The sequence below is a fragment of the Pseudonocardia sulfidoxydans NBRC 16205 genome (genome assembly GCF_007989085.1).
GTDB classification, from domain to species: Bacteria; Actinomycetota; Actinomycetes; order Mycobacteriales; family Pseudonocardiaceae; genus Pseudonocardia; species Pseudonocardia sulfidoxydans.
Genome location: NZ_BJVJ01000059.1, coordinates 1 through 13739 on the forward strand (window position 1 = coordinate 1; position 13739 = coordinate 13739).

13 protein-coding genes and 1 pseudogene are annotated in these 13739 nt (G+C 75.0%); 6 read left to right on the plus strand and 8 right to left on the minus strand.

The genetic code is table 11. The features are described 5' to 3' along the window. Positions 1 to 851, plus strand: a pseudogene (locus tag PSU4_RS22825) (excinuclease ABC subunit UvrA); the annotation flags it as partial. A 51-nt stretch (positions 852 to 902) separates the two neighbouring features. Here the strand turns inward: PSU4_RS22825 and PSU4_RS22830 are convergent. Then, positions 903 to 2018, minus strand: coding sequence for a class I SAM-dependent methyltransferase (locus tag PSU4_RS22830; protein ID WP_147112147.1), 1116 nt, complete (start codon positions 2016 to 2018; stop codon positions 903 to 905). A 237-nt stretch (positions 2019 to 2255) separates the two neighbouring features. Here PSU4_RS22830 and PSU4_RS22835 point away from each other — a divergent pair, with 237 nt between their 5' ends. From PSU4_RS22835 to PSU4_RS22855, 5 genes are all read left to right on the plus strand, one after another. Then, positions 2256 to 5171, plus strand: a complete 2916-nt coding sequence (locus PSU4_RS22835; RefSeq protein ID WP_186817129.1) for an AfsR/SARP family transcriptional regulator — start codon at positions 2256 to 2258, stop codon at positions 5169 to 5171. Positions 5172 to 5435: 264 nt separating this feature from the next. Beyond that, complete coding sequence (infC, locus tag PSU4_RS22840) at positions 5436 to 6050, plus strand: translation initiation factor IF-3 (RefSeq protein WP_222596369.1); 615 nt, start codon at positions 5436 to 5438, stop codon at positions 6048 to 6050. A 71-nt stretch (positions 6051 to 6121) separates the two neighbouring features. Continuing rightward, positions 6122 to 6316 (plus strand): 50S ribosomal protein L35, encoded by a 195-nt coding sequence (rpmI, locus tag PSU4_RS22845; protein ID WP_147112153.1) that lies wholly within the window; start codon positions 6122 to 6124, stop codon positions 6314 to 6316. Between the two features lie 80 nt (positions 6317 to 6396). After that, entirely contained in the window at positions 6397 to 6783 is a 387-nt protein-coding gene (rplT, locus tag PSU4_RS22850; protein WP_098957998.1) for a 50S ribosomal protein L20, read from the plus strand. 8 nt (positions 6784 to 6791) lie between these two features. Then, positions 6792 to 7616, plus strand: coding sequence for a TrmH family RNA methyltransferase (locus PSU4_RS22855; protein WP_186817130.1), 825 nt, complete (start codon positions 6792 to 6794; stop codon positions 7614 to 7616). On the opposite strand, the gene PSU4_RS22860 is transcribed toward PSU4_RS22855, so the two are convergent. The 7 genes from PSU4_RS22860 to PSU4_RS22890 are packed head-to-tail and all read right to left on the minus strand — an operon-like array spanning position 7562 to position 13725. Beyond that, on the minus strand, positions 7562 to 8308 hold the full coding sequence (locus PSU4_RS22860) for an HAD family hydrolase (protein ID WP_147112156.1): 747 nt from the start codon (positions 8306 to 8308) through the stop codon (positions 7562 to 7564). The genes PSU4_RS22855 and PSU4_RS22860 overlap by 55 nt on opposite strands. Next, positions 8305 to 9429: a non-hydrolyzing UDP-N-acetylglucosamine 2-epimerase gene (gene wecB, locus PSU4_RS22865; protein WP_147112159.1), complete on the minus strand. Its 1125-nt coding sequence runs from the start codon at positions 9427 to 9429 to the stop codon at positions 8305 to 8307. The genes PSU4_RS22860 and wecB overlap by 4 nt, the downstream gene beginning before the upstream one ends. Then, positions 9426 to 10358 carry an ATP-grasp domain-containing protein gene (locus PSU4_RS22870; protein WP_147112162.1) on the minus strand — a complete coding sequence of 311 codons (933 nt, stop codon included), beginning with the start codon at positions 10356 to 10358 and terminating at the stop codon, positions 9426 to 9428. The genes wecB and PSU4_RS22870 overlap by 4 nt, the downstream gene beginning before the upstream one ends. Next, a complete protein-coding gene (locus PSU4_RS22875; RefSeq protein ID WP_147112165.1) occupies positions 10355 to 11029 on the minus strand; it encodes a hypothetical protein in 675 nt (224 codons plus the stop codon). The genes PSU4_RS22870 and PSU4_RS22875 overlap by 4 nt, the downstream gene beginning before the upstream one ends. Continuing rightward, the gene (locus tag PSU4_RS22880) at positions 11022 to 11600 is read right to left on the minus strand and encodes an exosortase/archaeosortase family protein (RefSeq protein WP_186817131.1); all 579 of its coding nucleotides are present in this window, start codon (positions 11598 to 11600) and stop codon (positions 11022 to 11024) included. Before PSU4_RS22880 ends, PSU4_RS22875 begins: the two co-directional genes overlap by 8 nt. Next, positions 11597 to 13021, minus strand: coding sequence for a glycosyltransferase family 2 protein (locus PSU4_RS22885; RefSeq protein ID WP_147112170.1), 1425 nt, complete (start codon positions 13019 to 13021; stop codon positions 11597 to 11599). The genes PSU4_RS22880 and PSU4_RS22885 overlap by 4 nt, the downstream gene beginning before the upstream one ends. Then, positions 13018 to 13725 carry a PIG-L deacetylase family protein gene (locus PSU4_RS22890; protein WP_147112173.1) on the minus strand — a complete coding sequence of 236 codons (708 nt, stop codon included), beginning with the start codon at positions 13723 to 13725 and terminating at the stop codon, positions 13018 to 13020. The genes PSU4_RS22885 and PSU4_RS22890 overlap by 4 nt, the downstream gene beginning before the upstream one ends. Positions 13726 to 13739 lie beyond the last annotated feature (14 nt).

Consider the following 13739-nt stretch of genomic DNA (forward strand, 5'->3'; position numbering starts at 1 on the left):
CCGGCGTCGACCAGCTCGACAAGCTGGTCCGCGTCGACCAGTCGCCGATCGGGCGCACCCCGCGTTCCAACCCGGCCACCTACACCGGCGTGTGGGACAAGATCCGCACCTTGTTCGCGTCGACCACCGAGGCGAAGGTGCGCGGCTACCAGGCCGGGCGGTTCTCGTTCAACGTCAAGGGCGGCCGCTGCGAGGGCTGCTCGGGCGACGGCACGATCAAGATCGAGATGAACTTCCTGCCCGACGTCTACGTGCCGTGCGAGGTCTGCCACGGCGCCCGGTACAACCGGGAGACGCTCGAGGTGCATTACAAGGGCAAGACGGTCGCCGACGTCCTCGACATGCCCATCGAGGAGGCGGCCGAGTTCTTCGAGCCGATCTCCTCGATCAGCCGCTACCTGAAGACGCTGGTCGACGTCGGGCTCGGCTACGTCCGGCTGGGTCAGCCGGCGCCGACCCTGTCCGGCGGTGAGGCGCAGCGCGTCAAGCTGGCCAGCGAGCTGCAGAAGCGGTCCAACGGCCGCACGGTCTACATCCTCGACGAGCCGACCACGGGTCTGCACTTCGAGGACATCCGCAAGCTGCTGCTGGTCATCAACGGGCTGGTCGACAAGGGCAACAGCGTCATCGTCATCGAGCACAACCTCGACGTCATCAAGACGTCGGACTGGGTGATCGACATGGGCCCCGAGGGCGGGTCGGGCGGCGGCACGGTGCTGGCGGAGGGCACGCCGGAGCAGGTGGCGGCGGTCGAGGCCAGCTACACCGGCCGGTTCCTGCGCGACCTGGTCACGCCGCAGGCCCCGAAGGCCCGCAAGCCGGCCCGCCGCAAGGCCGCGGCGGCCGGCTGACCGGTGGAGCGCGGCCCGGCAGTGCACGCCGGTCCCGGGCTCCGGAGCGGGTCAGCCCGTCACGAGCCGGTAGAAGCGGAAGAAGTCGTCCTCGACGTCGAGCACGTCGACGCGGGCGAAACCGGCTTCGGAGGCGTAGCGGCGCAACGTGTCCGGCCGCATCACCGTCCCGGTCGCGGCGGACTGCGGGTGTGCCATCCCGTCGGGTAGGCAGCACAGGACGCTGTAGGCGTACATGAGGCGCTCGACCTCGTCGCCGGGCGCGGTGAAGGTCTCGGCGACGCGCTCGTCGACGACCAGCACGGTCGCGCCCGGCCCGGCGAGGCGGCGCATCCCGGCCAGCACGCCGACGGGGTCGGGCAGGTCGTGGACGCACTCGACGGCGAGCACGAGGTCGTAGCCGCCACCGGTGGCGGTCCCGGTCTCGGCGGCGTCGGCGACGTGGAACCGGACCCGGTCGGACACCCCGGTTTCGGCGGCGTTGCGCCGGGCGGCCTCCACCGACGGGACGTCGACGTCGAAGGCGTCGACCGACGCCTGCGGGTAGGCGAGCGCGATGCCGATCGACGACCACCCGAACCCGCAGCCGACGTCGGCGACCCGCCCCCCGGCGTGCAGTGTCTCGGCGAGGCCCGGGATCGAGGGCAGGTGGGTGCGGGGGAGGTCGTCGAGCAGCATCCGGCGGTTGGCCGCGGCCTGGGCGTGCCGGGCGTCGTCGCCCTGTTCGTCCCGGCTGACGCCGCCGCCGGTGCGGTAGGCGCGTTCGAGGGCGTCGGCCTGCCGGGCGAAGGCGCCGGTCAGCGTCGCCATCCGGGTGACGTGGGCGGGGCTGAGGACGTCGGTCAGCACCTCGGCGTGGCCGGCGGGGAGCCGGAACGTGCGGGTGGCGGGATCGCCGGTGTCGTCGACGACGTCGAGGACACCGGTGACCGCCTGCTGTTCGAGCCATTCGCGGGCGTAGCGCTCGGCGGTGCCGGTGAGCTCGGCCAGCTGCGCCGACGTGACCGGTGCACCGGAGGCCATCGCCCGGTAGCAGCCGAGCCGGTCGCCGAGGCGGATGGTCTGCAGGTCGAGCGCGGCCAGCCCGGCCGCGACGATGCGTTCGGCGAACGCGTCGGCTGTCGGGTCGGTGCCTGCCGAGGTCACGGGTGCGGGTGTCGTCGTCATCGTCGGTCCCGTCGGTGTCGTGGTCGGTGTCGTGGTCGTGGGGCACCGATGGTCGGGGGAGGCACTGTCGGCCCGCTGTCGGACCGCTGTCACCCCGTGCGCCGAGTTCGACAAGGGACTGGCCCCGACCATGATCGAACCAGCCCCGTGTCGAACTCGGCGGACGTCACCGTCCGGTGCTCCGCTGCCGGGCCCAGCACGGTGGTGGGCAGGGGCGGTCGCTGCGACGATGACGGTGTGACCTCCGTCGGCGTGCTCGGCCCGCTGGAGGTGCACGGCCCCGACGGCCCGGTCCCGGTCGAGTCGGGCCGGCAGCGTCGGCTGCTCACGGCGCTCGCGGCGCACACCGGCGAGCCGATGACCATCGACCGGATCGCCGACCTCGTCTGGTCGGGCAGCCCGCCCGCGGACCCGGTCGGCGCCGTGCAGACCCTCGTCGCGCGGGTGCGCCGGCTCCTCCCGGCGGGGGTCGCCGTCGAGACCGTGCCGGGCGGCTACGCGCTGCGGGCAGCCCGTGGCGTCGTCGACGCCACGGCGTTCACCGACGGGGTCGCGGCCGCGTCGGCGCAGCCGTCGGCCCACGACCGGGCGGCGGGGCTCGTCGCCGCGCTCGCGCTGTGGCGGGGCCGGCCGTACGCGGAGCTCGACCATCCCGACGCGCCCGCGCTCGCCGCCCGGCTCGCCGCGGTGCACGCCGACGCCCGGGAACGGCTCGCCGCCGCGCTGCTCGACGCCGGGCGCGCGGCGGAGGCGGTGGCCGTCGCGGAGGGGTTGTGCGCGGACGAGCCGTGGCGGGAGGGCGCGGTCGCGGTCCTGATGCGGTCCCTCGCGGCGGCGGGCAGGCGGCGGGACGCGCTCGCGGCGTTCGCGGCGCTGCGCCGGCGCATGACCGCAGAGCTCGGCGTCGATCCCGGCCCGCAGCTGCGGGAGCTGGAGGCCGTGCTGCTGCGCGACGAGCAGCCCGCGGCCCCGCGCACGCCCCGCGTCCCGGTGAGCTCGTTCGTCGGCCGCGCCGCCGACGTCGATTCGGCCCAGAAGTTGCTGGCGCGCAACAGGATTCTCACCCTCGTCGGCCCGGGTGGGGTCGGGAAGACCCGGCTCGCGCGGCACGTGCTCGCCGCGGTGGCGGCGCAGTACGACGACGGGGTCGCGCTGGTCGAGTTCGGCGAGGGGGGTCCCGCCGACGTGGAACCCGCGGTCGCGGCGGCGTTGTCGCTGGCCGACGGCGGCCGGGCGGGGGAGGGACTGACCCGGCGGATCGTCGAGGTGCTCGCCGTGCGCCGGATGCTGCTCGTGCTGGACAACTGCGAACACGTCGCCGACGAGGTGGCGCGCCTCGTGGAGGCGGTCTGCGCGGGCAGCGCGGGGACCGATCTGCTGCTCACCAGCCGCGAGGCGCTGCGCGTCGACGGGGAGCAGGTGGCGCCGGTGGGCCCGCTCGCGCCGGCGGACGCGGCCGCGCTGCTCACCGACCGGATCCGGGCGGCCGTCCCCGACGCGGTGCCGGGGCCCACCGACGCCGCCCTCGTCGACGTGGTGTGTGCCCGGCTCGACGGGTTGCCGCTGGCGCTGGAGCTCGCCGCGGCCCGGGTCCCGGCGCTGGGCCTGCCCGCGATGGCCGCGGCCCTGGAGGGCCCCGCGGCAGCGGACACCGCGACGTTCGAGAGCGCCGCGCTCGACCTGCTCAGCGGGGGGCGGCGTACCGCGGCACCCCGGCACCGGTCGTTGCGCGACGTCGTGGCCTGGTCGTTCGGCCTGCTCGACGCGGCGCAGCAGGCCTTGTTCGTGCGGATGTCGGTGTTCGCGGGGCCCGTCGAGGCCGCGGCGGTGGCGGCGGTGTGCGGCGACGCGCACGCGTTGCCCGATCTCGTCGATCGGTCGCTGGTGGTCCGTCATCGTGGCGAGCCGGCCCGGTTCGGGCAGCTGGAGACGTTGCGCGCCTTCGGCCGCGAGCGCCTCGCGACCGACCGGTCCGCCGACGCGCTGCGCACCGCGCACGCGCGGTGGGCCGCCGGGCTCGCCGAGGAGGTCCGCGTGGCCCGCCGGGGGCCGGGGGAGCGGGCCGCGGTGGCACGGTTCGACGCGCACCTGCCCGACCTGCGGCGCGCCCACGCCCGGCTGTGCGACGTCGGGCCGGTGCCGGCGGTGGTCCGGCTCGGGCTGCTGTTCGCGCAGCTGGGGTACGTGCGGGGCCGGGCCGACCTCGTGCAGCCGGCGCTGCGGTCGCTGCGGGTGGCGGGGGTGCTCGACGACGCGGACGCCCCCGTCGCCCGGCCGGTGCCCGCCGGCGCGGACGCGGCCCGGCTGCTGGGTCTCGTCGCGGCGTCGTGCTGGCAGCGCGGCGACCTCGACCTCTGCGAGGCCTACGCGCGGCGGTCGATCGTGCTCGCCTCCTCGGGGCCCGACCCGGCGGCGGCCCGCGACGGCCACGAGGCGCTCGCCAACGTCTACATGTTCCGCGGTGACCTGGTGGCGGCGATGCGTGAGGCCCGCTGCAGCGTCGAGCTCGCCGACGCGGCGGCGGACGTCGACACCGCGCTGTTCGGACGGATGGACCTCACCGTCGCGGCCGCGTACGCCGGGGACGACGCGGCCGCGGCCCGTGAGGAGGAGGCGATGGCGGAGCTGGTGGCGCGGGCCGGGTCGGCGACGGCGCGGGCGTCGCTGGCGTATGCGCGGGGGGAGCGCCGGGCCGAGCGCGACCCGGTCGCGGCCGCCGGGCACCTGCGCGAGGCGGTGGCGCTCGCGGAGTCGGTGGACTCGCGGTTCGTCGCCGGCATCGCCCGGCACACCCTCGTCACCTCGGCGGTCCGCGGCGGCGGCGACGTCGCCGCGTTGCTGCCGCTGCTCGACCACTGGCTCGCGGCCGGGGCGTGGACGCACCTGTGGGTCGCGGTGCGGTCGCTGGTCGTCGCCCGGTCGCGGGCCGGTGACCACCGCACCGCGGGTGTCCTGCTCGGCGCGCTGCGCGCGAGCCCACGCGCGACCCGTGCCTTCGGACCGGACGCGCGGCGGGAGGCCGAGGCGGAGGACGCGGGCCGCGCGGCGCTCGGTGACGGGTTCGGTGCCGCCCTCACCGAGGGCGCCGCGCTGGGCGACGCCCCGGCGGTCGCCCTGGCCAGGGCCGTGGCGCGCGGTCAGGACGCTGTCTAGGGTCGGTGGGGAAGCCGGGTCGAACGCCCCGTGTGTCCGCTCCGGGGGCCTCGTGTACCCTTCGGAATGCGACCACCCTGTCGCACGTTGACTGTTGTGCACTGTGTGCATCAGCAGCACGTGCTCAGGGCGTTCAAGTGGAGCCCCGCTCCCACCCGACGTCACCCCTGGTGGCCGGGTTCAGGTCCGGTGTCGAGGCGACGCGTCATCCGCCTCGTCGTCGAATCACGGGTCTCTCTTGTCGTCGCCGAGCACACGACGTCTATACGAGGAGACCCCATCAGCACAGAGACGCGCATCAACGACCGAATCCGGGTTCCCGAGGTCCGACTCGTCGGACCGAACGGTGAACAGGTCGGCATCGTGCGTATCGAGGACGCCCTGCGGCTGGCGCAGGAGGCCGAGCTCGACCTCGTCGAGGTCGCGGCTCAGGCCCGCCCGCCGGTCTGCAAGCTCATGGACTTCGGCAAGTTCAAGTACGAGAGCGCGCAGAAGGCCCGCGAGTCCCGCCGCAACCAGCAGCTCACGGTGATCAAGGAGCAGAAGCTCCGGCCGAAGATCGACACCCACGACTACGAGACCAAGAAGCGCAACGTCGTGCGCTTCCTCGAAGGTGGGAACAAGGTCAAGGTCACGATCATGTTCCGTGGCCGCGAGCAGTCCCGCCCGGAGCTCGGTTTCCGGCTGCTGCAGCGCCTGGCCGAGGACGTTGTGGACCTGGGTGTCGTCGAGGCCGCGCCGAAGCAGGACGGCCGCAACATGACGATGGTGATCGCTCCGCTCAAGAAGCCGGCCAAGCGCCCGGCCCACGCCGACAGCGCGGCCGCGGCCGACGGCGCGGCGACCGAGGCCGCCCCGGCCGACGAGACGCAGGTCTGACCGGCCCGCACCCGGACCATCGCAGGACAGAACCCGACGTCCCCCGGACGTCACACGTGAACGGATCAGCCATGCCCAAGAACAAGACGCACAGCGGTATCTCGAAGCGGGTCAAGGTGACCGGCAGCGGCAAGCTCCGGCGCCAGCAGGCCGGTCTGCGGCACCGGCTCGAGGTCAAGTCGAGCAAGGAGACGCGCGACCTGTCGGGCACCGTGCCGATCGCCAAGGCCGACGTGAAGCGCGTCAAGAAGCTGCTCGGGCGCTGAGCCTCCCACCCCGCTGACCCCGGCCGGACCCGGCGCGCCCCCGCGCCGAGCCCGGCCGATCGAGAGACAGGACGACACCCATGGCACGCGTGAAGCGCGCGGTCAACGCCCAGAAGAAGCGCCGCTCGACCCTCGAGCAGGCGAGCGGCTACCGGGGCCAGCGCTCCCGCCTGTACCGCAAGGCGAAGGAGCAGATGCTCCACTCGCTGAACTACGCCTACCGCGACCGTCGCGCCAAGAAGGGCGAGTTCCGGCAGCTGTGGATCACCCGGATCAACGCGGGTGCCCGCGCCAACGGCATGACCTACAACCGCTTCATCCAGGGCCTCAAGGCCGCTGGCGTCGAGGTCGACCGCAAGAACCTGTCGGAGCTCGCGATCAGCGACCCGGCCGCCTTCACCGCGCTCGTCGAGCTGGCCCGGGCCAACGTGCCCGCCCACGACACGCAGAAGGACACCGCTGCCTGAGCGAGCCGGTGCTCGGAACAGAACGCACCCCGCGCGTCGCGGCAGCCCGCAAGCTGCTGCGACGCGCGGGTCGTGAACGGGCCGGTCGCTTCCTCGTCGAGGGGGCCCAGGCCGTCCGGGAGGCGCTGGCCGCGCCGCAGGCCGTCCACGAGCTCTTCGTGACGGCCGCGGCGGCGCAGCGCAACCCCGATCTCGTCGACGCCGCCCACGCCGCGGGCGTGCGGGTCGTCGACGTCACCGACGGTGCCGCCGCGAGCCTGTCGGACACCGTCACCCCGCAGGGCCTCGTCGCCGTGTGCGACCTGCTCGACGTCGCCCTCGCGGCCGCGGTGGGCCAGACGTCCCGGCTGGTGGCGGTACTCGCCGGTGTGGCGGATCCGGGCAACGTCGGGACCGTCGTCCGCTGTGCCGACGCCGCGGGTGCCGACGCCGTGCTCCTGGCCGGCGACACCGTGGACCCGCACAACGGCAAGGCCGTCCGGGCGTCGACGGGCAGCGTCTTCCACCTCCCGCTGGCCCGCGACCGCGACGCCGCCGCGGTGCTCGACGCCTGTCGCGGCGCCGGGCTGGTGCTGCTGGCCGCCGACGCCCACGGCGAGGTCGACCTGCACGATCCGGCCGCCGACGCCCTGCTCGGGGGCCGGGCGGCATGGGTGTTCGGCAACGAGGCGCACGGCGTCCCCGCCGAGGTCCTCGCCGCGGCCGACCACCGCGTGTCGGTGCCGATCCACGGCCGCGCCGAGAGCCTGAACCTGGCGACGGCCGCCGCGATCTGCCTCTACGGCTCGGTCGCCGCCCGCACGAGGCTGGCCGCCGCCGCGTCGAACGCCTGATCCTGGACCGGCGACGGCAGGAGCGGGAGCAGGCCGTCGACGGCGTCGGCGAACGTCGCCGCCCGCCGCCATGTCGCCGGGTGGTCGGGCGCGGTGGCGTACTCGCCGGTGCCCACCCGCACGGCCCGCATCCCGACGCCCAGTGCGCCCGCGACGTCCTTCTCGGGCCGGTCGCCGATCATGACCGCGGCCCCGGCGGGCACCCCGAGCATCCAGAGCGCGTCGGTGAACGGGCGCGGGTGCGGCTTGCGGTGCTCGCGCCCCGCCGAGTCGCTGTAGACGACGGCGTCGACGAGGTGCGCGATGTCGAGCGCGGCGACCTTGCGCCGCTGCCCGGTCACGTCGCCGTCGGTGACGATCGCGACGGGAACTTTCGCGCGCAACGTCTCCAGCGCGTCGACGACCCCGGGGTAGGGCTCGAGCCGTTCGGGGTCGACACCGCGGAACGCGGCCACCAGTGCGGGGACGAGGTCGGTGGGCGCGCCGACGCGGGCGAGCGCACGGTCGATGATCCCGCCGCGGGCCGAGCCCTGCGCCGCGATGTCGCGCAACGCGTGCAGGAACGGCGTGCGGTCGACGCCGAGCGCCGCGCCGCGGTCGGCGACGGCGCGCCACGCGAGCTCCAGGAACCGTGCCTGGGGATACAGGGTGTCGTCGAGGTCGACGAGCACCGCACGGATCGGAGCGGTCATGCCGGTGGCTCCCGGTCGACGAAGTCGGGCTCGTCGAAGCGCAGCAGGGCAGCCGTCGCGGGGTCGTGCAGCAGCCGGGCGACCCGCTCGGCGGTGTGCCCGTCGCCGTAGGGGCAGTCCATGGCGGCGACGCGGTCCCGGGTCGCGGGATCGGTGAGGTCGAGGGCGGCCTTGAGCGCGCGGGCCGCGTCGAGCCCGGTCAGCACGGCCGATCCGGCGTGCACGCCCTCCCAGCGCGGGGTGGAGCGGCGCAGCACGACGACGGGCACCCCGAGCCAGGACGCCTCCTCCTGCAGGCCGCCGGAGTCGGTGACGACGACCGCGGCCGCTGCGACGAGCGCGATCATCACCCTGTACGGGACGGGATCGGTGACCGTGACGTCCGCGGACGTCAGCGCGTCCCAGAGACCGTTGCGGCGCAACGAGTCCCGCGTGCGGGGGTGCACGGGGAACGTGACGTGCCCGACCTGCGTGCCGAGGTCGTGGACGAGCTGGACCAGCTGCGCCAGCCGCTGCGGGTCGTCGACGTTGGTGGCGCGGTGCGCGGTGAGCAGCACCCCGGCCCGCTGCGCGGGGTCGCGTCGGGCGGCACCGACGATCCGCAGTGCGTCGAGCACCGGGTTGCCGACGACGGCGACCCGCTCGGGCGCAACCCCTTCGGCCAGCAGGAAGCGGCGGGCGATGTCGGTGGGGGCCAGGTGCAGCGACGCGGTGGCGGCGGCGACGCGACGGTTGACCTCTTCGACCGACGTCGGGTTGAACGACCGCATGCCCGCCTCGAGGTGGATCACCGGTACCCGGTGGTTGCGGGCGGCCAGGCAGTAGGCGGGCACGGTGTGGGTGTCGCCGAGGACGAGCACGGCGTCGGGCCGCACCGACGCGACGGTCTCCAGCGCGTCGCCGACGATGTCGCCGAGCCGTCGCGCGGCGACGTCACCGGGGGACGCCACGATGTCGGGGTGGACGCCGAGCTCGGCGTGGAAGACGTCGGTGAGCCCGGGGTCGTGGTGCTGGCCGGTGGCGGCGACGACGACGTCGCCACCCGTGGCGCGCAGCTCCCGCACGACGGGCGCGAGCTTGACGATCTCGGGCCGGGTGCCGAAGGGGACGAGCAGCTTCATCCGGTGAACACCTCCGCGTGGTGGCGCATCATCGTCACGCCGGGCCGGTGGCCGAGCCGCTCGCGGCGGACGGGGAGCCCGTCGACACCGCGGACGTACTCGCCGACGAGGTCGGCGCCCGCGGCGAGGGAGAGCGGCAGCCCGCCGGAGAACCGCGGGTTGATCTCGGTGAACGTGAACGCGCCGAAGTCGTCGACGAACCCCTGCACGCAGGCCGGGCCGGTCAGCCCGACGGCCACGAGCAGCGTCGCGACCGCGTCGACCAGCTCGGGGTGGTCGAACGTCCGTCCCACCGTGCTGATGCCGGCCTTGGTGACCAGCCGCCACCGCGGCACCGCACCGGCGAGCACGCCGTCGCGGTCGACGAGGGCGTCGATGGTGAACTCGGTGCCGTCGAGGCGGGTCTGGACGAGCGCGTCGGGTACCCGGGCCAGTGCCCGGGCGAGGTCGTCGGCGTCGTCGGCGGCGTGCACGTCGCGGGAGCCACGCCCGGCGCGCGGCTTGACGATCCACGGTCCCGGAACATTCTCGGCGGTGCCGAGGCCGGTGGCCGGGGCGGGGACGTCGGCGGCCGTGCACGCGGCGGCGAACGCCCACTTGTCGACGCACGCCGCGACCGCCCCGGGCGCCGGCAGCCAGTGCCGCAGCCCGGCCCGGTCGAGGTCCGCGGCGGCGGCCGCGAGCGCCGGCAGCTCCTCGGCGACCGTGCAGACGAGCGTCGTCGCGCCGGTGCGGTCGGCGAGCTTGAGGAGCTGGTCGACGAACGCCGGGTCGTCGGCGCGGGGCACGACGCCGGCGTCACCGGCCAGGAACAGACCCGCGGCGAGGGGGTCGCAGTCGGCGGCGACGGTGGCGCGGACGCCGTCGAGCGCCCGGATGACCGAGATGCCCGCGGCACCGCCGGCGCCGGTGACGAGGACGGGACTCATCGGTTGCCTTCCGCGAGGAGGGGGAACGCGCCACGTTGCGGGGTGTGGGCGGCGCGGTGGCGGGGCGGGGCACCGCGTGGCGGGGTGGGTGGCGGGGAAGCCGGCGCACCCTCGGGCGCGAGGTGCGCGGCGCGTCGCGGGACCGCCGACGGGGTCACCGACGGCATGGCCACTGTCCCGGGCTCCGTCCACACCTGGGGGCGGCGCGGCAGCGGCGGGGCGATCGGCACCCGGGGGACGACGGGGTGCACGGCGACGGTTCGTTCGGCGTCGGCGACCGTGCCGGTGTCCGGCCCACGTTCGGCGGCGGGTGTGCCGCGGTGCTCGTGCGCCCACAGCCGCAGCCGCAGCAGGTCGGGACGGTCGGCCGGCTCCCACGCACTGCGCAGGACCCCGGCGGCGAGCGCGTCGAGCACGCCGGTGTGCTGCTCGCGGTCGAGCAGCGCGACGAGGAGCGCGGCGTGCGCGCGCAGCCCCTGCTCGGTGGCCACCTCGACCGCGGCCCGGCGCCGCGCCGGGTCCGGATCGGCGAGGCGGGCCTCGAGCCGCGCCCGGATCCGCTTGCGCCGCATCACCCGCCAGCACACCGCGCAGCCCATCATGGCGACCCCGCCGCCGACCCACGCCCACTGCAGCGTCCACTGCAGCGCCGACTCCCAGATCTCAGACAACCCCGACCCCCGATCGGTACGAACTCGCAGCCTGCAGCGGGCCGACGCCGCCGTCGGAACCGCTCTCGTCGTTGCGCGGCAACAGGATCCACAGCATCAGTAGATAGCCGCCCACGGTGTAGGCGAAGGCGAAGAGGCTGCCGACCCAGTCGTGGAACAGCACGAGGCTCGCGGGCCCCGCGGCCAGCCCCATGCCCAGCGACGCCGCGATCCGGGCGACGTTGCCCACCAGGATCACCGCGCACGCCGCGAGCAGCGCGCCGATCCGGCGGACGGGTGCGCGGCGCGGCGTGAACAGCCCCAGGAACGCGACGGCCAGCAGCGACGACAGCGACGAGCACGACGACGTCACCGTCGCCAGGAACGGCCCGGCCGTCGGCGGGAACACCGCGATCGACGATCCGGGGACGAACACGACCGCCTCGTCGGCCACGCCGAGGGTGTGCAGCGCCCACGTCGACGCGCCGGCCTCGACGCGCCGGAACGTGTCGTCGAGCAGGAAGAACACGACGAGCACCCCGACGACGACGCCGACGGGCCTGGCCAGGATGCCCAGCGCGCGTCCGGTCACGGGGTCACCGCCCGAGGCTCCGGCACCGACGGGGTGCCGCCGGCGGGACCGTCGCTGTCGCCGCTGCGCTTCGTCTTCGCCCACGTGTAGGGCCTGCCGAGGATGCCGTCGAACCAGGCCTTGGTGCACAACGCCATCGACACGAAGAACAGCGGCAGGAAGAACAGCAGAACGCGCGCCTTGCGGCGGGGGGAGCGGGCCAGCAGCAGCCCCGTCGACAGCTCCAGCATCGGCCCGAGCAGCAGCAGCGTCCACAGCACCGAGGTGGCCTGGTCGACGGGCGTCGACATCGAGCCGAGCCCGGCCAGCCCGGCGACGAGCAGCCCGATGCCGACGACGGCGAGCACCGGCAGGTGGAACACCAGCAGGAACATCAGCGTCTCGATCTTCTCGAGCGGCGCGAGCCGGGTCGACTGCCACACCGCGCGGCGGAAGTCGCGCCACACCTGCTGGTGCCCGCGGGCCCAGCGGTAGCGCTGCGTCCAGTAGCGGCGCAGCGTGCGGACGGCCTCCTCCTCGTCGACGGCGGTGACGTCGTAGCAGACGCGCCGCCCCGAGAGCAGCAGCCGCAGCGTGAGGTCGGTGTCCTCGGTGACGGTGTTCTCGTTCCAGCCGCCCGCCGCGTGCAGGCTCGCGGTGCGCACGGCGCAGCACGCGCCGCCGTAGGCGGGCAGCCGGAACACGGCCTGGCGGCCGTACTCGTTGACGAGGTAGCCGCCGAGGTAGTCGATCTCGACGAGCTCGGACACGAGGGTCTCGCCGCCGTTGAGGATGCGGCAGCGGCCCTGGACGGCGCCGACACCGGGGTCGGCGAAGTGCCGGGCCAGCCGCAGGACGACGTCGGGGCGCGGGCGGTGGTCGGCGTCGAACACGACGACGACCTCGCCGGTGACGTGCGCGAGCGCGGCGTTGAGCGCGCCGGACTTGCCGCCCTGCGATCCCTCGGGGCGGTGCAGGATCCGGGCGCGGGGCTGCCGGGCCGCCCACGCCTCCAGCAGCTCACCGGTCCGGTCGGCGCTGTGGTCGTTGACCAGGATCAGCTGCAGCCGGCCCTCGGGGTACTCCAGCGCGTCGAGGGCGCCGAGCAGCCGGTCGAGAACACGTTCCTCGTTGTGGCAGGCCACCAGGACGCTGACCGGCGGGGTGTACGCCTCGCCGTCGGCACCGACGGGGGAGTCGTCACCGCGGGCGTCGGCGGACACGGCGGCGGCGACGAACGCCAGGTGCCGCACGAAGAACAGCAGGAAGAACGCCTGCAGCGCAACGGTCAGCGCGGAGATCGACGTCGAGATGCCGACGACCGCGACCACCGCCACCGCGGCCCCGGCGATCGCGAGCAGCACCCACGGGCTCCCGCCGGTGCGGCGGGAGCCCGTGGGCGCAGGGACGTCCACCGGGGCACCGGGGACGGGGACGGTCATGGCCTGCGCGTCCGCGGGACGACGACGGTGGCGGCGGCCTGGGGGACGAGCGGCCCGGCGACAGCGGCGGCGACGACAGGAGCAGCCGGCTCCGCTGCACCGAGGTCCCACACGAAACGCTCGGCCTCGAACGCCTCGGCGTTGCGCATCCGGCCGCGGAACCCGTGGTAGCGGGCCTGCGCCTCGACGGCCTCGAGGTCGACCAGGCCGTTCTTGAGGACCTGCGACATGTGCGCGCGCAGCAGGTCCAGCTTGGCCTCGACCAGCGTCGCGACATCGATGTAGACCACCGGGTCGAACGACGTGGTCGTCGGCGACTCGTAGAGCAGCACCCGGCGGGCGCGGCGGGCGGCCGCGCGGACGGCGGCGGCGGTGGCCCGGTGGTCCTGGTGGGTGTCCAGCGGCGCGTGGGTGTAGACGATGTCGGCGCCGGAGGCGTCGATCGCGTCCTGCACGACGGTGACGGCGGATCGGTCGGTGGGAACGGCGCAGTCGTCGAAGCCGCCCCAGCGCAGGTCCGCGCCGAGCAGCTCGGCCGCGTCCTCCTGCTCGCCGATGCGCGAGCGCGCATCCTGCGGACCCTGCTCACCGGTGGTCATCACCAGCAGCGTGACCTCGTCGCCACGGGCGCGGTGCGCCAGCAGCGCGCCACCACAGCCGAGCTCGATGTCGTCGGGGTGGGCACCCACCGCGAGCACTCGCATCGTCGAACCTCCTG

What these genes read in the sequence shown, in the direction of transcription:
- PSU4_RS22830 (WP_147112147.1), bottom strand. Translation starts at nt 2,018, where the DNA reads ATGACGACGACACCCGCACCCGTGACCTCGGCAGGCACCGACCCGACA.
- rpmI (WP_147112153.1), top strand. Translation starts at nt 6,122, where the DNA reads ATGCCCAAGAACAAGACGCACAGCGGTATCTCGAAGCGGGTCAAGGTG.
- rplT (WP_098957998.1), top strand. Translation starts at nt 6,397, where the DNA reads ATGGCACGCGTGAAGCGCGCGGTCAACGCCCAGAAGAAGCGCCGCTCG.
- PSU4_RS22860 (WP_147112156.1), bottom strand. Translation starts at nt 8,308, where the DNA reads ATGACCGCTCCGATCCGTGCGGTGCTCGTCGACCTCGACGACACCCTG.
- wecB (WP_147112159.1), bottom strand. Translation starts at nt 9,429, where the DNA reads ATGAAGCTGCTCGTCCCCTTCGGCACCCGGCCCGAGATCGTCAAGCTC.
- PSU4_RS22870 (WP_147112162.1), bottom strand. Translation starts at nt 10,358, where the DNA reads ATGAGTCCCGTCCTCGTCACCGGCGCCGGCGGTGCCGCGGGCATCTCG.
- PSU4_RS22885 (WP_147112170.1), bottom strand. Translation starts at nt 13,021, where the DNA reads ATGACCGTCCCCGTCCCCGGTGCCCCGGTGGACGTCCCTGCGCCCACG.
- PSU4_RS22890 (WP_147112173.1), bottom strand. Translation starts at nt 13,725, where the DNA reads ATGCGAGTGCTCGCGGTGGGTGCCCACCCCGACGACATCGAGCTCGGC.